General features: G+C 70.8%; 21 protein-coding genes. 11 read left to right on the top strand and 10 right to left on the bottom strand.

The window, feature by feature from the left end:
• Positions 1-33 precede the first annotated feature (33 nt).
• The 4 genes from ACN27F_RS01735 to ACN27F_RS01720 form a co-directional block, all read right to left on the bottom strand.
• Entirely contained in the window at positions 34-1,533 is a 1,500-nt protein-coding gene (locus ACN27F_RS01735) for a S1 family peptidase (RefSeq protein WP_421430783.1), read from the bottom strand.
• Positions 1,534-1,798: 265 nt separating this feature from the next.
• Positions 1,799-2,785 carry a LysR substrate-binding domain-containing protein gene (locus ACN27F_RS01730; protein ID WP_421430782.1) on the bottom strand — a complete coding sequence of 329 codons (987 nt, stop codon included), beginning with the start codon at positions 2,783-2,785 and terminating at the stop codon, positions 1,799-1,801.
• Between the two features lie 100 nt (positions 2,786-2,885).
• Positions 2,886-3,536, bottom strand: a complete 651-nt coding sequence (locus tag ACN27F_RS01725) for a ThuA domain-containing protein (RefSeq protein WP_421430781.1) — start codon at positions 3,534-3,536, stop codon at positions 2,886-2,888.
• A gap of 23 nt (positions 3,537-3,559) precedes the next feature.
• Positions 3,560-4,234, bottom strand: a complete 675-nt coding sequence (locus ACN27F_RS01720; RefSeq protein WP_421430780.1) for a hemerythrin domain-containing protein — start codon at positions 4,232-4,234, stop codon at positions 3,560-3,562.
• A 124-nt stretch (positions 4,235-4,358) separates the two neighbouring features.
• Here ACN27F_RS01720 and ACN27F_RS01715 point away from each other — a divergent pair, with 124 nt between their 5' ends.
• Positions 4,359-5,681, top strand: coding sequence for a M20/M25/M40 family metallo-hydrolase (locus tag ACN27F_RS01715; RefSeq protein WP_421430779.1), 1,323 nt, complete (start codon positions 4,359-4,361; stop codon positions 5,679-5,681).
• A 55-nt stretch (positions 5,682-5,736) separates the two neighbouring features.
• On the top strand, positions 5,737-6,474 hold the full coding sequence (locus ACN27F_RS01710; RefSeq protein WP_421430778.1) for a hypothetical protein: 738 nt from the start codon (positions 5,737-5,739) through the stop codon (positions 6,472-6,474).
• 66 nt (positions 6,475-6,540) lie between these two features.
• Here ACN27F_RS01710 and ACN27F_RS01705 read toward each other — a convergent pair whose 3' ends face one another.
• A complete protein-coding gene (locus ACN27F_RS01705; RefSeq protein WP_421430777.1) occupies positions 6,541-6,732 on the bottom strand; it encodes a DUF5703 family protein in 192 nt (63 codons plus the stop codon).
• Positions 6,733-6,770: 38 nt separating this feature from the next.
• Positions 6,771-7,742, bottom strand: coding sequence for an aldo/keto reductase (locus ACN27F_RS01700; protein ID WP_421430776.1), 972 nt, complete (start codon positions 7,740-7,742; stop codon positions 6,771-6,773).
• A 185-nt stretch (positions 7,743-7,927) separates the two neighbouring features.
• Here ACN27F_RS01700 and ACN27F_RS01695 point away from each other — a divergent pair, with 185 nt between their 5' ends.
• From ACN27F_RS01695 to mshC, 6 genes are all read left to right on the top strand, one after another.
• On the top strand, positions 7,928-8,980 hold the full coding sequence (locus ACN27F_RS01695) for an LLM class F420-dependent oxidoreductase (protein WP_421439905.1): 1,053 nt from the start codon (positions 7,928-7,930) through the stop codon (positions 8,978-8,980).
• A gap of 55 nt (positions 8,981-9,035) precedes the next feature.
• Positions 9,036-9,863: an undecaprenyl-diphosphate phosphatase gene (locus ACN27F_RS01690; RefSeq protein WP_421430775.1), complete on the top strand. Its 828-nt coding sequence runs from the start codon at positions 9,036-9,038 to the stop codon at positions 9,861-9,863.
• Between the two features lie 18 nt (positions 9,864-9,881).
• The gene (locus ACN27F_RS01685; protein ID WP_421430774.1) at positions 9,882-10,643 is read left to right on the top strand and encodes an MSMEG_4193 family putative phosphomutase; all 762 of its coding nucleotides are present in this window, start codon (positions 9,882-9,884) and stop codon (positions 10,641-10,643) included.
• A 64-nt stretch (positions 10,644-10,707) separates the two neighbouring features.
• Complete coding sequence (locus ACN27F_RS01680) at positions 10,708-11,295, top strand: DUF3090 family protein (protein WP_421430773.1); 588 nt, start codon at positions 10,708-10,710, stop codon at positions 11,293-11,295.
• Positions 11,296-11,300: 5 nt separating this feature from the next.
• A complete protein-coding gene (locus tag ACN27F_RS01675) occupies positions 11,301-12,131 on the top strand; it encodes an SCO1664 family protein (RefSeq protein WP_421430772.1) in 831 nt (276 codons plus the stop codon).
• A gap of 56 nt (positions 12,132-12,187) precedes the next feature.
• Positions 12,188-13,432 (top strand): cysteine--1-D-myo-inosityl 2-amino-2-deoxy-alpha-D-glucopyranoside ligase, encoded by a 1,245-nt coding sequence (gene mshC / locus ACN27F_RS01670; RefSeq protein ID WP_421430771.1) that lies wholly within the window; start codon positions 12,188-12,190, stop codon positions 13,430-13,432.
• Positions 13,433-13,532: 100 nt separating this feature from the next.
• Here mshC and ACN27F_RS01665 read toward each other — a convergent pair whose 3' ends face one another.
• From ACN27F_RS01665 to ACN27F_RS01650, 4 genes are all read right to left on the bottom strand, one after another.
• A complete protein-coding gene (locus ACN27F_RS01665; protein ID WP_421430770.1) occupies positions 13,533-14,651 on the bottom strand; it encodes a lytic polysaccharide monooxygenase auxiliary activity family 9 protein in 1,119 nt (372 codons plus the stop codon).
• 197 nt (positions 14,652-14,848) lie between these two features.
• Entirely contained in the window at positions 14,849-15,640 is a 792-nt protein-coding gene (locus tag ACN27F_RS01660; protein ID WP_421430769.1) for a GntR family transcriptional regulator, read from the bottom strand.
• Between the two features lie 137 nt (positions 15,641-15,777).
• Positions 15,778-16,800: a methyltransferase gene (locus ACN27F_RS01655; RefSeq protein ID WP_421430768.1), complete on the bottom strand. Its 1,023-nt coding sequence runs from the start codon at positions 16,798-16,800 to the stop codon at positions 15,778-15,780.
• An 87-nt stretch (positions 16,801-16,887) separates the two neighbouring features.
• Positions 16,888-17,757 (bottom strand): PAC2 family protein, encoded by an 870-nt coding sequence (locus ACN27F_RS01650; RefSeq protein ID WP_421430767.1) that lies wholly within the window; start codon positions 17,755-17,757, stop codon positions 16,888-16,890.
• 308 nt (positions 17,758-18,065) lie between these two features.
• Between ACN27F_RS01650 and ACN27F_RS01645 the strand changes: the two genes are divergently transcribed.
• The 3 genes from ACN27F_RS01645 (at position 18,066) to ACN27F_RS01635 (ending at position 20,687) form a co-directional block, all read left to right on the top strand.
• The gene (locus ACN27F_RS01645) at positions 18,066-18,824 is read left to right on the top strand and encodes a neutral zinc metallopeptidase (RefSeq protein ID WP_421430766.1); all 759 of its coding nucleotides are present in this window, start codon (positions 18,066-18,068) and stop codon (positions 18,822-18,824) included.
• Between the two features lie 68 nt (positions 18,825-18,892).
• Complete coding sequence (locus ACN27F_RS01640; protein ID WP_421430765.1) at positions 18,893-19,843, top strand: hypothetical protein; 951 nt, start codon at positions 18,893-18,895, stop codon at positions 19,841-19,843.
• Between the two features lie 163 nt (positions 19,844-20,006).
• Positions 20,007-20,687, top strand: coding sequence for an HAD family hydrolase (locus ACN27F_RS01635; protein WP_421430764.1), 681 nt, complete (start codon positions 20,007-20,009; stop codon positions 20,685-20,687).
• Positions 20,688-20,701: the final 14 nt, after the last annotated feature.

Genomic DNA, 20,701 nt, shown 5'->3' with positions numbered 1-20,701 from the left:
CCCACCGGTAAGCGGGGTGTCGGCGGTAGCAGGTCAGGGACGGGTGATGCCGAGCGAGTAGCTGCCCGATCCACTGTAGGCGTGTACGACGTAGCGGTAGTAGCCGGCGGAGCCGCTGTAGGTCAGCGTCTCGTCCGGTCCGGGGGTGATGCCTTGGGCGACGCTGACCCAGCCGCCACCACTCCAGCGCTGCAGGTAGACGTCGAAGTCGGCGCCGGTGGGGCCGTCCAGACAGGCCCGGTGGGTGCCGGAGCCGGCGGTGAAGTAGCTACCGTTGGGCTGGACCGCGGTGGCACCGCTGGACAGGCTGCCGGTGTAGGTGTTCTGGTAGCCGCTGCACGTGCCACCACCCGGCGGCGGCGTGGTCGGCGGCGGGTTGCCGCCGCTGCCGGTGCGCAGGGTCAGCCCGTAGACCGACAGGATCTCGTTGACCGGCTGGAAGTAGGTGGTGCCGCCGACCGAGCAGTTGCCGGAGCCACCGGAGGTGACCCCCTGTGCCTGCTGCCCGGACAGCCACGAACCACCGGAGTCACCCGGCTCGGCGCAGGCCGAGGTCCGGGTCAGTCCGGTGACGGTGCCCTGGGGGTAGTTCACCGTGGAGTTTTTCGCCTGGATGGTGCCGCAGCGCCAGCCGGTGGTCGAACCGGAACGGCACACCGACGCGCCGACCGACGCCTCGGCCGAACCGGCGACGGTGACGTTGCCGCCGCTGTAGTTGTTCACCCACGGTTGCGGGGTCCAGTTGGAGTTGGTCTGCACCCAGGCGTAGTCGTTGCCGGGGAACGACGAGCCGCGGAAGGTGCCCTGGGACACCTGGTTGTAGCCCTGCGTCGCGGTGCCGACGCTGCCACAGTGCCCGGCGGTGACGAACCCGCCGGTCACCGAGAAGCCGACCGAGCAGCGGCCGCCCATGTAGTAGGCGTCGCCGCCGCGCACGTCGTACAGCGTGGCCGGCGTCTCGTCGGTGCGCACGACGCGGACCGCGGCGGCTTCGGCACCGCTGCGGGCCACGAAACGCTTCGCGGCCGCGTCGCCGCCACGGGCCAGCACCACGACGGTGTTCGTGGCCACGTCCACGTACCAGCCGGCGACGGCGCTCGCCGGCGCCTGCCCGGCGGTGCGGTCCAGGGTCGCCTTGACCCGGTCCAACTCCGCTTCGCTGCGGCTGACCACCGTCGCCTTCGCGCCGGCGGCGGTCACCGCGGCCGCCTGGGTGGCGTCGGTGACTCCCACGGTCAGGGTGGCGCCGTCGGGCGAGAGCCACGCGCCGCCGAACTCGCTGCCGAGGCTGGTCCGCAGCATCGACTCGGTCTTGCTCGCGGCCGTCTCCTTGGCGATGCGCGCCCGGACCTGGTCCGCCGTCAGATCCAGGTCACGCTGCATCGCCGCGAACATCTCCGGCGAGGCGGCGTCGGCGCCGGGCTGGACCGCCGGCGCGGCGCCGGGCGCGGCGGCGGCTGGCACGGTGGCCAGGCCGACGGCCCCGAGTGGTAGGACAGCGGCTGCCGCCGCCGCGATCAGTGCTCGTCTCATCTGCTCCCCTGAGCTATCGAACGGCAGACCCCGCGACCGGTCGGCCGCAGATCGTCCGACCGGCCCGGTCGCAGGGACCGGACTGCACCCGACGTGCTGCTGTGGCCGTCGCCCGAAACGCCGGACACCGTGCCGGCGGTGGCAGCGCCGGCTGGGTCCGGAAATCGGCCGTCCGGTGAACGTCGAGTTGCTGACAACGTAATGGCCGTCTATGTCAGCTGGCAGATACCAGCTGACTCATACCGTCACAGCGGTGGCGGTGGGCTCAGTCCGGGCTGACCTGCACGTCGGCCATACGCTGCGCGCCGAAGCCCGAGTTGGCGGCGAGCCATCCGAGGTACTGCGGATTGCGGGCCAGCGAGTCGGTGTAGGCCGCTGTTGCGTGCGTGAACACCCGGTCGGCCAGTGCCGCGGCCGGTGCGTCCGGGTGCCAACCGAGCAGCAGCCGCCAGCGCAGCGGCGCGCCCGCGAGCGGCCGGGTCACCAGGCCGCTGATCGGCCGGAAGGTCGCCTGGCACAACGCGACGGCCTCGCCGGACTCGACCAGGTCGACGCAGCCGCGGATGTCGGTCTCGTACATCTTGCGTGGAGTGAACCCGGACCGGGCGCAGGCGGCGGCGAAGCAGTCCCCGAAGCAGCCGTCACCGGGGGCGGCTACCCACTGCTCGTCGGCGAGCATGCCCAGCTCGACCTCGGGTCGCCGGGCCATCGGATGCTCCTCGGGCAGCAGTACGAAGATCGCGTCGACCGCGACCGCCCGCCACGCCAGACCGAACTCGGCCGACGGGGTGGCGTCCCCGCAGACCCCGGTCAACGCGTAGTCGAGCCGGCCGCCGAGCACCATCTGGGCCAGCTCGTCGACGTACCACGAGGCGTACGTGCTGATCTGTGCCTGCGGCTGGTCGGCGGCCAGCCGGTGCACCAGGCCGCCGAGGATCGGGCTGTTCACCCCGCCCAGCCGGAAGCGGCTCATCACGCTGCCGGTGCCGGCCAGTCGGGCCGCCTCGTCCTGCAGGCCTTTCATGGCGGGCAGCAACACCCGGGCGCGGGCGAGGACCAACTCGCCCAGTGCCGTGGGCCGGGCGCCACGGCGGTCGCGCTCGAACAACGGGCCACCCAGCGTCCGCTCGATGCGCTGAAGCTGTGCGGTCAGTGCCGGCTGCGCGAGTCCTAACATCGATGCCGCCTTGGTGACGCTACCCGTTTCCGCGATTGCGCAGACCACCCGCAGGTGCCGCAGCTCCAGGTTCATAACGTGACGGTAGGACCACAACGGGATCGACGGGAAGACCTTCGATGCGGGAAACGTTGTCAGACATCAATGCGAAACGGAATCCAACGGACAGCTCGGGCTAACGCGCCGCCCAGAGAAGACCCCGTTCGGTGATGGTCCGAATCTCCGGCACGTCGAGATCCGCCACCCGATGCCCGACGGTACTGACGAACACCCGACCCGATCCCCACCGCCGGACCCACACCGCCGGTACCGTCACCGGCCGCCGCCACGGGGTGTCCTCGTCGGCGTCGAAGGTAACCTCGGCGAGCACGTCGTTGAGTGGATCGGTGAGCACCCAGTACTTCTCGGTGTGCAGGGTCACCCTGTCGACACCGGCTACCACGGGATGGGCCGCCTGCTGCGGGCGGACCGTCAACGTGTGCGTGACGAACCCGTGCGGATGGTGGACGAACAGACCTCCGGTCAGGTGCTGGTAACCGATGTCGAGGAATGAGCCGACGATGCCGCCGTGCCAGCCGGCGAAGCCGGTGCCGGCCCGTACCGCCAGGTCCAGACCGGCCAGCTGCTCGGCGCTGATCTGGCCGATGGACCAGCACTGCACGATAAGATCGGTGTCGGCCAGCCGGTCGCCGTCGGTGTAGACATCGAGCGTGGAGTGCACCTCGACCGTGAACCCCCGCGCGCGAAGGAGCGGCACGAACCGGTCGGTCGCCGCTACCGGGGCGTGCCCGGACCACCCGCCCCGTACCACGATCGCCCGCCGCACCTGCGCAGCCTACCCGCGCGTCGCTAGTCCCGCACCGGGTCGGAACCGCCCGGCCGCTCGCCGGGCAGGTCCTCCGGATACGTCGACCGTCCGCCGAGCAGGTCGCGGACCTTGTCGACGGTGCCCAGCACCGGATCGACCACCCGGTTCCACGGCGGTCGCAGCGGAGCCTGCGGGTGCGGGCGGGTAGGGCCGGCCTCCTCGGCGATCTCGGCCCGGTTGCCCAACCGGATCAGCTCCTCATCGGTGGCCGCCGCCCGCAGCTGCGGCAGCAACGTCTCCTGCACCGTCCGTCGGTGCCGGTCCCACTCCTCGGCGAGGTGCGCCACCACCCCGGCGGCCCGGGCACGACCGGGCCCGGCGGTGTCCGGCCGACGGTCGAGTTCATCGAGCGCCCGGCGGACACCGCGGTCGGTGGCCAGTCCCCGCTCGGCCAGGTCCGTCCCGTCGGGCAGCGCGGCCCGCACCGCCGGATAGAGGTACTGTTCCTCTGCGGACAGATGCCGGCTGATCATCGCGACCAGCACCTGCGCCAGTTCGCGCCGACGGGTCGGGTCCCCCGTGCCGGCCAGTTCGCCCCGCAGCTCGTCGATCGCGTGGTGTTCGCTGGTCAACACGGTGATCAGGTCGCGTCCGCCCGGATCGTGCTGGGCGTCGGCGTCGCCCAGCGACGGGATCGGGGGAAGTCCTACCGACATCGTCGCCTCCTCATGACATGGACCGAACCAGGGAACACCGGCGCGGTACCCGATCCCGACCGCGACCAAACGCGTGCCTGCCGCAGTCTGGGGCACCGGCGGGCGGACTGGTATGAAGAACCACATGAGCACACCATCCGCACCGCCGGCACCGACCGACGAGGTCGTGCGCATCTGTCGCGACCTGCTGCGGATCGATACCAGCAACACCGGGGATCCGCTGACCACCGCGGGCGAGCGGGCCGCCGCCGAGTACGTCGCCGGCCAGCTCGCCGAGGTCGGCGTCGACAGCCGGATCATCGAGTCCGCGGCCGGCCGGGCCAGCCTGCTCGCCCGGATACCCGGGACCGATCCCGGCCGGGGGGCGCTGCTGGTGCACGGGCACCTCGACGTGGTGCCGGCTGATCCCACCGAGTGGTCGGTGGGACCGTTCAGCGGTGAGCTGCGCGACGGCTATCTGTGGGGCCGGGGCGCGATCGACATGAAGGACTTCGACGCGATGACGCTCGCTGTGGTGCGGCACTGGCAGCGCACCGGTGTCCGCCCGCCACGGGACATCGTGCTGGCCTTCACCGCCGACGAGGAGGCCGGCGGCCGGTACGGTGCCCACTTCCTGGTAGAGCGTCACCCTGAGCTGTTCGACGGTTGCACCGAGGCGATCGGCGAGGTGGGTGGCTTCTCCTACAGCGTCAGCGACGACCTGCGGTTGTACCTGATCGAGACGGCGGAGAAGGGCATCACCTGGCTGCGGCTGCACGCCCGGGGGCGGCCGGGACACGGCTCGATGGTGCACGACGACAACGCGGTGACCGCACTGTGCGAGGCGGTCGCCCGGCTGGGCCGCCACCAGTTCCCGATCGTCGTGACGCCAACGGTCCGGGACTTCCTGGCCGAGGTTTCCGAGGCGCTCGGTATCGCGTTCGACCCGGACGACCCGGAGCTGACCATCGCCAAGCTCGGTCCGATCGCGAACATCATCGGTGCGACGATCCGTAACACCGCCAACCCGACGCGCCTGCAGGCCGGCTACAAGGAGAACGTCATCCCGAGCCGGGCCAGCGCCACCGTGGACTGCCGGGTGCTGCCAGGTCAGGACCGGCAGTTCCTCGCCGAGTTGCGCGAGGTGGTCGGCCCGGACGTCGAGATCGAGAATGTGGAGCGACAACCGGCGCTGGAGACCGCCTTCGACGGGCCGCTGATCGACGCGATGGCTGCGGCGCTACGCCATGTCGATCCCGGTGCCCGGGTGGTGCCCTACATGCTGTCCGGCGGCACCGACGCCAAGGCCTTCGCCCAGTTGGGTATCCGCTGCTTCGGCTTCACCCCGTTGCGCCTGCCCGCCGACCTGAATTTCTCCGCGCTGTTCCACGGCATCGACGAGCGGGTCCCGGTCGAGGGACTACAGTTCGGCGTGCAGGTGCTCGACCGCTTCCTGCGACAGAGCTGACCGGTGGCACCGCGACCGCCCATCGACGCCCGAACCCGAAGGGAACCCCATCCCCATGACCGACCAGCACACCGCACTCGACGCTGCCCTGGAACAGGTGTTTCAGGCCGCCCGGGCACACCTGGCCACGGTCAAGGCCGCGCAAGGCCGCATCGACGACGATGATGTGTGGCAGGCGTACGTGGCCCTCAACAACGCGTCGTACGCCTACGACGAGCTGCTACTGGACGCGTTCGGTGAGGTGACGCCCTGGGACGTCGAGTCGATCGATCCGCAGGAGGCCGACGAGCGGTTCGGGGTGGGTCTCGGCGGTGCCGACGGTACGGCGCCGGACGACTCGTACCCGCAGGTGGTGTCGGTGCGGCAGCGCCGTGACTACCGGGTTCCGTCGGTCGCCGCGCTGACCCGGATCGCGGAGGCGGCCCGCCGGCAGGGCAGTCCGTCCGGTGTGGCCGAGCCGGTGGACAGCGTCGGCGAGGCGGTGCTGGAGTTGCTGCAGGCCGGCGACGGTTCGCTGGGCGCGCTCGACATCCCCGAACTCGAACCGCTCGACGGCGTGGTGATGGTGCACGAGGTCACCACCGCGCTGGATCCGGAGGCATTCGACGAAACCGACGTCGACGGCCCGTTCCAGTCCGTGCCCGGTGACCAGATCGTCGGACGGCTCGACGAACATGCGTACCTGCCCGAGGAGTCCGACAGTGCGGCCACGGACACCACCACCACCAGCACTACTACTACCACCACCGGCGTCGTCGGCGCGGGCCACCCGGACCGGCCGGACATCCGCTGAGCCGACCTGGCTGGCCGCCAATTCCCGTTGAGTGCCCGACGTGAGCCGCCGATGTCCGACCCGGCGTCACACGGACAGGCCGGGCTGTGCCTGTTTCGCGACCCTGCGGCGCAGGACCACCTGCCGCGTGCCATCGCGGAACAGGCGTACCCGGGCGAGCTCCCAACCGGCGAACTCGGCTTGAATCGCCAACTGCGCCGCTGCGGTCAGCCGGTCGACATTCGGCGGTAACCGCAGCGGCGCGTATTCGTAGTCCATGGCGACTATCCTGCCGGTCCGGGTCGGCAACTGTCACCTCACCCGTCACGCTCCGGGTAGCCGACCGGCGGCGCGGACACGTCGTCGAGTGCCCGGCTGATCTCCTCGGGCAGGGTCATCCGTTCCACCTGCAACGCGCCGACGAGTTGGCCGGCGGTACGGGCGCCGAGGATCGGCGCGGTCACTCCGGGGCGGTCGCGTACCCAGGCCAGCGCCACCTCCAGCGGAGCCACCCCCAGCCCGGCGGCGGCCGTCGCCACCGCCTCGACGATGCTGGAGCAGCGGGGCTGCAGGTAACTCGCGACGAACCGGTCCAGGTGGGACGAGACGGCCCGCGAGTCGACCGGTCTGCCGTGCCGGTACTTGCCGGTGAGTACTCCTCGGCCCAGCGGGGACCAGGGCAGCAGTCCGAGCCCGAGCGCCGCGCAGGCCGGCACCACCTCCCGCTCGATGCCGCGCTGCAGCAGCGAGTACTCCACCTGGGCGGCGACCACCGGAGCCCGGCCCGGCCCGGCCGCCTGCCACGCGGCGGCCCGCGCGGTCTGCCATCCGGCGAAGTTCGACACCCCGATGTAGCGCACCCGGCCGCTGGCCACCGCGTGATCCAGTGTCCCGAGCGTCTCCTCCAGTGGGGTGTCCGGATCGTAGCCGTGTACCTGCCACAGGTCGACGTAGTCGGTGCCCAACCGGCGCAGTGACGCGTCGAGCGTACGCAGCAGATGCCACCGGGAGGTGTCCCGCCGCCGTGACCCGCCGGGGCGCAGCCCGGCCTTGGTGGCGATGACCAGGTCCTCCCGTGCCACCATGCTGTCCAGCAGCGAGCCGATGACCGCCTCGGCCTCCCCGTCGCCGTACACGTCGGCGGTGTCGACGAGGTTGCCGCCCGCGTCCAGATAGCTTTTCAGCTGCGCGGCCGCGTCGTCGGCGTCGGTGTCCCGGCCCCAGGTCATGGTGCCGAGCGCGAGCCGGGAAACCGCCAGCCCGCTTCGGCCGAGCGGTCTTAGCTGCATGGGTGCACCTTATTCAGAACCCGGCGGTACGGATATCCTCAGTCCCGCGGACGACGCCGCGACGCGGCGAGCCACCGTGGCCGCTCGCGAACCGGCGGCACGCCATTGCGTACCCTGGTGCGGCTCGCGATGTCAGGCACGGGGGCGCCGGTGGACGCCCGCGTACGAACTGGGGGATGACTCGATTGCGACTCGGACTCAGCCTGGGCTATCTCACCGCGGTGAGCACACCGGCGGTGCAACTGGCTCTCGCGCAGGCGGCCGACCGGCTCGGCTACGCGGTCGTCTGGGCGGCCGAGTCGTACGGGTCCGACTCACCGAGCGTGCTGGCCTGGCTGGCCGGCCAGACCAGCCGGATCGACGTCGGTGCCGCGGTGATGCAGATCCCGGCGCGTACGCCGGCGGCCACCGCGATGACCGCCGCCACGATCGACACCCTTTCCGGTGGCCGGTTCCGACTCGGCCTCGGCGTGTCCGGCCCGCAGGTGTCGGAGGGTTGGCACGGCGTGCCCTTCGGTCAGCCGCTGGCCCGCACCCGGGAGTACGTCGACATCGTCCGGGCCGCGCTCGCCCGGCAGCGGGTGCAGTACGCCGGCGAGCACTACGCCCTTCCGCTGCCGGATGGCCCGGGCAAGGTCCTGAAACTCAACTTCCGGCCGCTGCGGTCGCAGGTGCCGATCTACCTGGCCGCGGTCGGCCCGCGCAACCTGGAACTGGCCGGTGAGATCGCCGACGGTTGGCTGGCCATCTTCTACGCGCCGGACGTCGCCGAGCCGCAGTTGGCCCGGATCGCCGCCGGCCGTGCCCGGGCCGGCCAGGACATGACCGGATTCGACGTGGTGCCGGCCGTGCCGGTGGTGGTCGGCGAGGACGTGGCGGCCTGTGCCGACCTGGTCCGGGAGTACGCCGCGCTGTACATCGGGGGGATGGGCAGCCGGACCCAGAACTTCTACCACGAACTCGCCACCCGGATGGGCTACGGTGCCGCCGCCGACCGGGTGCAGGAGCACTACCTGGCCGGGCGGCACCGCGACGCGGCCGCCGCGGTGCCGCTGGAGTTCATCGACCGCACGTCGCTGCTCGGCCCCCGCGAGCGGATCGCGGACCGGATGGCACGCTACGCCGCTGCCGGGGTGACCACCCTGTCGGTGACCCTGTTCGCCGCCGACGCGGAGTCGGCGGTGGCGACCCTGCGGATCGCGGCACAGGCCCTGGAGCTGTCCGGAGCGGGGGAGTGAAGCAGCGGCGGCACCACCGCGCGGTTGCCGGCCAGGGGTGCCCGGGGGGACGGCGATGAGCTGGATCGAGGTCATCGTGCTCGGCGTTGTGCAGGGCCTCACCGAGTTCCTGCCGATCAGTTCGTCGGCGCACCTGCGGATCACGTCCGCGCTGTTCTTCGAGGCCGATGCCGGGGCGTCGTTCACGGCGGTGACCCAGTTGGGCACCGAGGCGGCGGTGCTGCTGTACTTCGCCAAGGACATCTTCCGGATCACCAGGATCTGGATCATCGGGATCTGGAATTCGTCGGTGCGCGGCGACCCGGACTACCGGATGGCCTGGTACGTCATCATCGGGTCGATCCCGATCGGCGTCATCGGCTTCCTGTTCAAGGACCAGATCCGCAGTGGCCTGCGCAACCTGTGGATCACCGCGACCGTGCTGATCGTGTTCGGGCTGATCCTGGCCCTCGCGGAGTACTGGGGCCGGCAGACCCGTACCCTGCAGAAGCTGACCATGCGGGACGGCATCGTGATGGGCTTCGCCCAGGCCATGGCGCTGATCCCGGGCGTGTCCCGCTCCGGCGGCACGCTGACCGCCGGCCTGTTTCTCAACCTCACCCGGGAGGCCGCCGCCCGGTTCTCCTTCCTGCTGGCCATCCCGGCGGTGGTGATGTCCGGGCTGTTCAGCCTGCCGGACGTGTTCAATCCGGAAGGCCGGGCGCCGAGCGCGGTGCAGATGACGGTGGCCACCGTGATCGCCTTCGCGGTCGGCTACGCAGCGATCGCCTGGCTGTTGCGGTTCGTCGCGCACCACACCCTGTACGCCTTCGTGCTCTACCGGGTCGCGCTCGGCTCGCTGGTCATGGCCCTGCTGATCACCGGTACGATCTCGGCGACCTGAGCGCCGTAGGCTGAAACCGTGGCGACGTTGGTACTTCTGCGACATGGTCGGACGGCGGCCAACGCCGAGGGCGGGCTGGCCGGGCGTCAGCCGGTCGAACTCGACGACACCGGCCGGGCCCAGGCACAGGCGGTCGGTGCCCGGCTGGCCGGGTTGCCGTGGGCCCAGGTGGTCAGCAGTCCGCTGATCCGGTGCCGGCAGACCCTGTCCCTGGCCCTGCCCCAGGCGACGCCGGTGCTGGAGGACGGCCTCATCGAGTGCGGGTACGGCGAGTGGGAGGGCCACCCGTTGCGGTCACTGGCCGAGCAGCCGCTGTGGCGGGTGGTGCAGGAGCACCCCAGCGCGGTGGTGTTTCCCGGTGGGGAAGCGATGGCCGCGGTTTCCGCGCGGGCGGTGGCGGCGGTACGGCGCTGGGACGCGGTCGTCACCGCCGAGCGTGGTCCGGACGCACTCTGGCTGGCCTGTACCCACGGTGACGTCATCAAGGCGATCGTCGCGGACGCCCTCGGGCTGCACCTCGACCTTTTCCAACGGATCGTGGCCGACCCGGCGTCGATCACCGCGATCCGTTACACCCCGACCCGGCCGTTCCTGTTGCGGCTCAACGACAGTGGCGGCGGCCTCGCCGGGCTGGTCGCACCGGCCCGCGGCCGGTCGGCGTCGGACGACTCGGACGCGGCGGTGGGCGGCGGTGCCGGTGGCGGTGCCGCTGTCGCCGCGGACAGCGGGCCCGCGGGTCCGGACGGTGGCACCCCGGACACGCGGGGTACCACCCGGTGAGCGTGCCGCCCGTTCGGGCCGGTGCGTTACGCGCCCGACTCCGCTGCCCGATAGGGTCGACGGTATGACCCACCAGGTGCATGCCTTCGAACCGCCGGAGCGGTTCGTCGCGGGGACCGTGGGGCCGCCGGGGGACCGGACGTTCTTTCTGCAGGCCCGGGGCGGTGGTCGCGTGGTCAGTGTCGGCCTGGAGAAGGTGCAGGTGTCCCTGCTGGCCGAGAAACTCGAGGAACTGCTGGCAGAGGCGCAGCGGCGGTTCGGCGTCGACGTGCCGGAGGCACCCGGCGGTCAGTCCGACAACGATCCGTTGGACACCCCGGTCGACGAGGAGTTCCGGGTCGGCACGCTCGGCCTGGCGTTCGACGTCGACACCGCCACCGTCGTCATCGAGGCCATCGCCGCCGGTGAGCAGGAGTCATCTGGCGCCGGCGGCGACGACGACGTGTCGGCCGCCCTGCTGGCCGATGACGACGAGGCCGAAGACGCCAGCCTCGACCGGCTGCGGGTACGGTTGACGCCAGCGGCGGTCCGCGGCTTCATCGACCGCGCCCGCCGGGTGGTCGCCGCCGGGCGTCCGCCGTGCCCACTGTGCGGGCAGCCGCTCGATCCCCGGGGACACCTCTGTCCGCGGCACAACGGATACCACCGCTGAGGGCGATGCAACCTGGTGAGCGGCCGGCTGGTGAGCGGCCGGTGACTTCGGCGACCGACGCGTTGCGACTGCTGCGTACCGGAACGATGGAGATCGAGGGCCGGCTCGTCGACGCCTCCAACGCCACCTTGCGTGGTGTCGTCGCCGCCGATGGAGAGCGGGTCCGTTGCGTGTACAAGCCGGTCCGTGGCGAGCGTCCACTATGGGACTTCCCGGACGGCACGCTGGCCGGCCGTGAGGTGTCGGCGTATCTGGTGGCCGAGGCGCTGGGCTGGCCGCTGGTGCCGCCGACCGTGCTGCGCGACGGTCCGTTCGGCCCCGGGGCCTGCCAGCTGTGGATCGACGAGCCGCCGGACGCCGTACCGCTGGTGGACTTCGTGCCGGCGGCCCGGGTGCCGGTCGGCTGGCTGCCGGTCGCCGCGGCCCGCGACGAGACCGGGGAACCGTACGCGCTGGCGCACGCCGACGACCCGCGGCTGGCCCGGATGGCGGTTTTCGACGTGCTGGTCAACAACGCCGACCGCAAGGGTTCGCACGTACTGACCGGACCGGACGGTGCGGTCTACGGAGTGGATCACGGACTGTGCTTCCACGTCGACGACAAGCTACGGACGGTGCTGTGGGGGTGGTCGGGCCGGCCGTTGCCGGTCGGCACCGAGCCGGCGCTGCGCCAACTGGCTGACGCGTTGGCCGCGTCGACGCGCGACGAGCTGGCGGCCTGGCTGACCACGGCCGAACTCGCCCAGCTGACCGCCCGCGTCGAGGACCTGCTCGCTGCGGGGAGCTTTCCGCAGCCGCCACCGCAACGCAACGTCCTGCCCTGGCCGCCGATGTGACCTCGTACCGGTCCGGCGTCGGCTCCAGGCCCGATCACGCTGGATAGGCTGGCGGCATGGATTCCTGGAGCGGTCACGAGGTACCGCGGTTGCCGGGCGCCGGGGCACCGCTGGCGTTGTTCGACTCGGCGCGTCGGGCGGTGGCACCGACCCGGCCGGCCGGGCGGGCGACCATGTACGTCTGCGGCATCACGCCGTACGACGCGACCCACCTCGGGCACGCCGCGACGATGATCACGTTCGATCTGGCGCAGCGGGCGTGGCGTGACGCGGGACACTACGTCGATTACGTCCAGAACGTCACCGACATCGACGACCCGTTGCTGCAGCGGGCCGCCCGTGACGGCGAGGACTGGGTGGTGCTCGCGATGCGGGAGACCGCCCTGTTCCGCGAGGACATGGAGGCGTTGCGGATCATCCCGCCGACCCACTACGTCGGCGCGGTCGAGTCGATCCCGGCCATCGCCGAGCAGGTGCGCAAGCTGCTCGACGGCGGTGCTGCCTACCGCCTGGCGGACGGTACGGGGGACGTGTACTTCGACATCGCCGCCGCCCCCCGGTTCGGGTACGAATCGAATCTCTCCCGCGACCAGATGCTGACGCTGTCGGCCGAGCGCGGCGGCGACCCGACACGCCCGGGTAAGCGTGACCCGCTCGACCCGTTGCTGTGGCGTGGCGCCCGTGACGGTGAGCCGGCCTGGGACGGTGGGCTGCTGGGCCCGGGACGTCCCGGCTGGCACATCGAGTGTGCGGTGATCGCGCTGGGTCTGCTCGGCGACCGCGTCGACGTCCAGGGCGGCGGTAACGATCTGCTGTTTCCGCACCACGAGTGTTCGGCTGCGCATGCCGAGTGGCTCACCGGTCAGGCTCCGTTCGCCAGCCACTACGTGCATGCCGGCATGATCGGCCTCAACGGGGAGAAGATGTCCAAGTCCCGGGGCAATCTCGCGTTCGTGTCCCGGTTGCGTGCCGACGGGGTGCACCCGATGGCGCTGCGGCTGGCGCTGATCGCCGGCCACTACCGCGCCGACCGCCAGTGGACCGATGACGTCCGCAAAGCGGGTCAGCAACGCTGGCACCGCTGGCGGGAAGCGGCCCGCGCCGACGCCGGTCCGTTCGGGGCGCAGCTGCTCGCCGGGGTGCGCAGCCGGCTCGCTGACGATCTGGACACCCCGGGTGCGCTCGCGCTGCTCGACGAGTGGTCCGATCAGGCGCTGGCCGGTGTGGGGACGGACCGGGACGCGCCGGCGCTGATGGCCCGGTGTTGTGATGCGTTGCTCGGTGTACGGCTCGGTGGCTGACGTCGGACCCGGCCGCTGCGGCCGTGCCCGGCCGTGACCAGGATGGCCGCTGACGGGCGCGGCCGACGAGCCGCGCCCGTCAGCTGAGCTTGCCGAGCAGTCAGCTTGCCGAGCAGGTCAGTGAGGTCGCGGCGGGGGTGCCACTGGCCGACCCCAGCAGGCCGAAGATGGTGCTGGCACCGGCGCCGAGGCCGCCGTTGTAGCTGGCGTTACGAGCGGTGACGTTCGCGCCGCTGCTGGTGACAGTCGCGTTCCATGCCTGGGTGACCTGTTGCCCGCCCGGGTTGGTCCAACTCACTGACCAGCCACTGACGGGCGCGGAGCCGGCGGTGACCCGCACCTCGGCCTGGAACCCGCCCTGCCAGGTGGCGACGACGGAGAAGGCTGCGCTGCACCCACCGGGTCCGGATGCCGGCGTACTCGGCGCCGGGGTGGTCGGCGCCGGCGTCGTCGGTACCGGCGTGGTGGGGTTCGGTACCGGCGTGGTGGGGTTCGGTGCCGGGGTGCTCCCGGAGCCGCCGAAATTGACGTCGCTGCAGAAATAGTAGGTCTGGTCGGCGTGGCTGGCCTTCCAGATCAGGTAGACGATGTGCCGTCCGGTGCGGCCCGGGGCACTGATCGGGATGTCGACCGAGACGCCGTTGAGGTTGGGGTTGTTGGTCCGGGTACCGGCACCCGGAGCGACGCCGGTTGTGGTGCGGACCAGCTCCAGATCGCTCCAGCGCAGCCGTTGGGTGAGCGGGTCGAAGCCTTGCCGGGTGACGTACACCAGGTGGTAGTCGGCGCCGTGCAACGCCTGGTCGTGGTAGGTGACGGTGAAGTTCGTGCCGACGTTGACGGCTCGCCAGTTGCCGGGAACGTCCAGCGAGGCGTACCGGGGGCCGCCGGTGTTGCCGGCGCTGCACAGCTGCCCGTCGGGGATGTGCGCCTGGTGCTGGCCGTTGACCCCGTCGATGTAGAGGCTGTTCCAGTTCCACATGGCGGTGGAGTCGGCCTGCCAGGCCTGCCAGCACATGGGATCCTCGGTGGCCATGACGGGATTCTGGAAGTCGCTGGCCCAGCGTTCGTAGCAGCCGTAGTTGCGCGATGGTGGGTTGATGGTCGATCCGTGCGCGGCGGCCACGTCGGCGAGCGCCGTGGTCAGCAGCAGCGCGGCGGCTGCCACCACGGTGAGCACGCCGCGCAGCGGCCGGCGGCCGGTGCAGGTGAGCGAAGACATGTCTGCTCCCAGACAGATGGACGGACGTGGTGGGAACGCCGGGACGTAGGGTTCCCACCGGTACGGGCGGCGGGGGTTGCCCGGGCTCCCGCTCGCCGCGCGGCTCTCGCGGCGGTCCCGATCCGAGATTCACATGCCTCGATTTTTTGTGTCAATAGTTTGCTTACAAAACAAAGTAAGGCGAAAGAAATGCCGGGTCAGCCTAGTACCAGACCGGGATCCGGGTCAGCATCGGGCGTCGGTGCCGGAACCGGGTACTCCTCGGTGAGGGTGGTCACCGGGCCGGGCCAGGTGGCCTGGGCGACCTCGACGGGGCGCCGGTTCGCGTCGAACGCGACATGCAACAGATGCAGCACCGGGGTGTCGGGACGGATCCGCAGGAGCTGGGCTTCCTCCCGGCTGGGCTGGCGCGCGCTGAGTACGTCGCGCGCCCAGACGTACCGCCGACCGGTGACCTCCTCGGCTTCCTGGTACAGCGGCCGACCAAATGGTTCAGCCCGTTCCAGGCTGGTGCCGGCCGCGTCGGTGACCCGGAACCAGGAGGCTCCGACCTCGACGGGGGAGTCGTCGGTGCGGACCAGGTGCCGGCGTACGACGAGTTCGGTGCCGTCGGCGACGCCGAAGGCATCGGCGACCTCCGGTGGAGCCGGGGCCCGACCGACCCCGGTCAGCTGCTGGCGGTAACGGGCGGCCAGATCGGCGTGGTAGCCGCGATGACGGCCGTAGCGGCCCCGGGCGAGCCGGTTGAGCCGGCGTCGGGTGCCCCGTACGAAGGTCCCCGAACCCGGTTTGGTGATCAGCAGTCCTTCCACCCGGAGCTGGTCGACCGTGCGCTGCACAGTCTGTTTGGCCACGCCGAACATCTCGGCGATGGCCGGGATGGACGGCAGTCGCTCGCCCGGTCCCCAGTCACCGCGGCGGATGCGGGCCCGTAGCTGGTCGGCGATCTGCCGATGGGGAAACTCGGCGGCGCCTGGATTGACCTCCATGGCACGTCACCTCCGTGTCGGACCCGATGATACCTAGCATCCTAGGACGCGAAAGACACTGTGTCCACCCGGACCGTCAGCGGGAGCGGGAATCACGACACGGCCGGTCCCACTCCCGCTGAACCGCCAGACAGCGGTCAGCGACGGCGGGCGATCAGCGCACCGTTGGCACCCGGTGCGTCGAAAGTGACCGTCCGAATCGATCCGAATCCGGCGTCGGCGAGCCAGTCTGCGTACTCGGTCTCCGAGTAGTTGCGTCCGCCGATGGTCTCCACCAGCATGTTCATGCCCATCAGGGCGGCCTCGGCGGGGCCGGTACGCTCCGGGTTGAGCAGCAGTTCAGCGACCACGATCGTGCCGCCGGCGGGCAACGCGTCGTGACACCGTTCCAGCAGCACCCGGTTGGTCGGCTCGTCCCAGTCGTGCAGGACCATGCTGAGCAGCATGACGTCGTGCCCTTGCGGCAGCTCCGGATCCACGAAGAAGTCGCCGGCGATCGTGTCGATCCGGTCCCCGAGCCCGGCGGCCTCCGCTTTCTCCGCCGCGATCGGTACGACGTGTGGCAGATCGTAGACGCTCGCCCGCAGACGTGGATGACGTCGACACATTTCGATCGGGTACGCCCCCGATCCGCCGCCGAGGTCGAGGAGCCGTCGGTGTGCCCCGAAGTCGTACTCCTGCGCCAACGCCCGCGCGGTGAACATCGAGGTGGCGTACATCGCCTCGAAGAACAGCGTGAGCATCTGCGGGTCGACGTCGGCGAAAACCGACTCCTGGGTGTGTGGATCCCAGGTCAGTGGCCGGTTCGTCCGCAGCGCATCACCGATCCGGTGCCAGGGCAGATAGGTCCGCTCGTCGCAGTAGCGGATCTGTCCGCCGAAGTAGTACGGCCGGCCGGTGACGAGGAACTCCTCGGCGATCGGCGAGTTGCGGTAGCCCGGCTCGCCGGGCTGCTTGGTGAGCAGCCCGATCGAGGCGCACGCGGCCAGCAGGGTGTCGGCTGGCCGCTCAGCGAGGCCGTACTCGTCGCACAGTTCCGCGACGGTGATGCTGCGACCGCCGGACAGCCTGGTGAACAAGTCGAGCTCGACCGCGGCGGCGAGCGTCTTGAAGCTCCAGAAACCGGTCACCAGACGCATAAGAGGGGTGGGGGTTAGCATCCGGACATTTTCGGCCAGGCATCCGACAGTTTGACTGAGCTGTCAGGTAGCCGATAGAACGACCACGGGCATGGGCCGTCCGGATGATCACCACGGTCCGGCTGTCGGTCCGGCGGGCCCTCCTCGACGTCGGAGATACTTCTCGAACTCCTGGGCGATCTCGTCTCCGGTCAACGGCTGGATCCCGGCGTCGCCGACCCGCTCCTCAAGTTCGCGGACGTACTCACCGAGCTCGGCGTCCTGCTCGGCGGCGGCCGAGACCCGGGCTTCCCACTGTGCGGCCTCCTCCGCCAGATCAGCCATCGGCACCGGCAGGTCGAGCAGATCCTCGACCCGGTGCAGCAGCGCCAAGGTCGCCTTCGGACACGGCGGGTTGTTGGCGTAGTGCGGCACGTGCACCCAGAACGAGACGGCGTCGACCTCCGCACGGGTGCAGGCGTCCTGGAGCACCCCGACGATGCCGGTGGGTCCGTCGTAGCGGGTGGGAATCAGCTGCAGTCGCTGCGCGGCGTCCTTGTCCGACGCGGTCCCGCTGATCGGCAGCGGCCGGGTGTACGGCACATCGGCGAGCAACGCGCCGAGCAGGACCACCCGGTTGACCTCCAGACTGTGACACAGTTCCAGCACCTGGTCGCAGAAGGTACGCCAGCGCATGCTCGGCTCGATGCCACGGATCAGCACCACGTCCCGGTCGGTACCGTCCGGACTGGCCACCATGAACCGGGTGGTGGGCCATTGGATTCGCCGCGTCTCGCCGCCAGCCATGGTGATCGTCGGCCGGCTGACCTGGAAGTCGTAGAACTCTTCGGGATCGAGCGCGGCGACCTCCCGGGCCTGCCAGACCTCTTCCAGGTGTTCGACCGCGGCGGTGGAGGCGTCCGCCGCGTCGTTCCACCCTTCGAAGGCCGCTATCGCCACCGGTGACCGCAGCACCGGTAGGCCGTCGAACTCGGTCACAGCACCTCCTCACCCGGGGTGCTCGGCGGAGTACTCCCGGTTGTCCAGATGAGCGGGCGATGTCCGGTGGTGCGATAGCTGTCGTGCGTCACCTTGCCAGCCTACGTGCCGCCCTGTGCGGCGGCCCGGTGGCCGCGCCGCCGGTTTCGGGCCCCGACCGGTCCGGGGCCACGCGGGGCAACTTGCGTCGCTGGGGGACCATGGATGCTGCGGTGTGCCGTCCGCGGGTGCCGCCCGGTGCTGCTCGACGGAGGCGGTCGACCGACGAGAACAGCCTGCCGACGAGAACAGCCTGCTGAGGAGGACGGATGGACCAGCCCGGTGCCCGTGCGTGGAGCCCGCTGCGGCTTGCCGCGCTCTGCGTCGCGGTGGTGGCCACCACCGCCTGCGCGGTCGCCCCGCTGACCGGCGAGCGGCCCGATGGGCGCAACGAACCGGCGGCACCCGGCGGCGCGTCCAGCCAGCCCCAGGGGGAGTCGCTCGAAGGCACGGACACGGTCGAGGAGTTCGAGCAGGACATCGTTGGTGCGGAGCAGTTGGCTGATGAGTACTGGTCGCAGCGGTTCGCCGGATTCGGCGCGCCGTTCCAACCGATCGGGCAGGTGGTTCCCTACTACCGCGATGGCGAACTGAGCTGTGGCGAGCAGTTGATCCCGCGCAACAACGCGGTCTACTGTCTGGCCAGCGGCGAGGAGTTCATCGCGTACGACGCGAACTGGGCCTTCGCCGTCTTTCAGGCCGTCGGCGACTCCTTCCTGTTCTACCTCATCGGGCACGAGTACGCACATGGCATTCAGGCGCGGCTCGAGCTGGACTACTCGTTCAGCATCGAGCGGGAACTCGCCGCGGACTGTCTGGCCGGGGCGTACCTGGGCGACTCGGTACGCGACGGTACGTTGCGGCTCGACGACGGTGACCTGGACGAGTTCCAGCGTGGTCTGGAAGCGGTGGCCGACGATCCCGACCAGCCGTGGTTCGAGGAAGGCTCGCACGGCACGGCCGAGCAGCGGATCGCCGCCTTCTTCAAAGGCTACGACGGCTCACTCGCCGGCTGTGACCTGAGCTGACCCGGTCAACCTGCGCATCGGTGGAGAACAATCACCGGCCAGGTCGTGTGACGCTGCGAGCAGGCGCCATGACGAATCTGGAGGTGCTGGAGATGGTCGAGGCTCGAACTGCTGATCCGCACGATGCCGGGCAGCCGGTCCGACCGGTGCGTACCGGCCGGATCGTCGGGTGGAGCGTGGCCGCCGGAGTGGTCCTGTCGGTGCTCTGGTCGTACCACTTCGTGGATGCGGTGATCGGGGACAACGTGGCCAACGCTCTGCTTGGGCGCGACGCGCGGGACACCGCGATCGCGGGGACCGCGGCCGGACTGCTGTTCGCCTTCGTTTCCGGTCTGGCCGGCACGTTCACCGCCTGCAACATCGCCATGGCGGCTTCGGTGGGCCCGCTGAGCCAGGCCGGTGGGTCGCAGCGGCAGCCACTGCTGATGCTGCTGCGTCCGGTCGGCTGGCTGACCCTGGGCATGGTCGTGGTCTCGGCGACCTACGGATTCGTCGGGGTGCTCGTCGGTGACTCGTTGCCGCAACTGTCCACCGAGACGGTTGGCGGCATGCCGGTGCGGATCATCCAATCGTCGGTCGTGTTCGGCATCATCGGCCTGGCACTGGCCGGTCTGGGGCTGGCGACGTTGCGGCTGCTGCCCGATCCCTTCGCGCACCGGCCGGTCGCCCGGGTGGTGGTGCTCGGGGCACTGATCGGCGGGTTTCTCATCGGGCGTCCGTATCCGTTGTTCAACAAGCTGTTCCACTGGGCGGTGGACACCGGTGCGCCGCTGTACGGCGCGGCCGCGTTCGTCCTGCAGTCGTTGGGCAACATCGTGGTGGTCACCGCGATCTTCGCGGCGCTGGTGCTGCTGACCCGGGGCGGATTCCTGCGTTGGCTCGCTGGCGACCCGGTCCGCACGATGACGATCACCGGTTCGTTGCTGCTGGCCCTCGGTGTGTTCACCATCGTCTACTGGGTGGTCCGGGTACCGGCGATCTTCGGTGTCGGCTGGTTCCCCACCATGCCGTACAACTGAACGGGGCCCGGCCGCGCCGGCCCGGCCGCCCGGTCCACGGGTGCGACGTATGCCACGTCGGCCCGTCGTCGGGTGGGCCCACCCCGGTGGGATAGGGCAGGATCGGTACAGCTGACCCGGCCGCCCCCCGGAGGTCCCGCTGAGCGTACCGCCGCCTGCAGCCGTGCTGTTCGACATGGACGGCACGTTGATCGACAGCGAGAAGTTGTGGGACGTCGCGCTGCAGGAACTGGCGGCTCGCTACGGTGGACAGCTGTCGCCGACGGCTCGGCTGGCCATGGTCGGCTCGGACCTGGCCACGACGATGCGGCTGCTGCACGGTGATCTCGACCAGCCGTGGCGGGATCCGGTGTCGGGGGCGGCATGGCTGACGGCCCGGGTCACCGAGCTGTTCTGGACCGACATCCAGTGGCGGCCCGGCGCGGCCGAGTTGCTGCGTGAGGTCCGCCGCGCCGGGGTGCCCACGGCGCTGGTCACGTCGACCGAACGCGGCCTGGTGGACGTGGCGCTGGCCACGCTTGGCCGGCACAACTTCGACGTGGTGGTCTGTGGCGACGAGGTCGCCGCCACCAAACCGGATCCGGCGCCGTACCTGGCCGCTGTGGCGGCTCTCGGGGTACCCGTCGCCGCCTGCGTCGCGATCGAGGATTCGCCGGCCGGGGTGGCCAGCGCCCACACGGCCGGAGTGACGGTGCTGGCGGTGCCGGACGGGGCGCGGCTGGCCGTGCCGGCCGGGGTCACGGTCCGGTCGAGCCTCACCGGGGTGTCCCTGTCGATGCTGGGCATGCTGGCCGCCGCCAGCGGCGGCGGCCAGCATGCCGGGTCGGGCCGGCCGACCGGCTGACGACCGGGGGTAGC

Source organism: Solwaraspora sp. WMMB335 (assembly GCF_049179075.1).
GTDB lineage: Bacteria > Actinomycetota > Actinomycetes > Mycobacteriales > Micromonosporaceae > Micromonospora_E.
The sequence above is the reverse complement of the archived record's forward strand: the minus strand, read 5'-3'. Positions and strand labels throughout refer to the sequence as shown.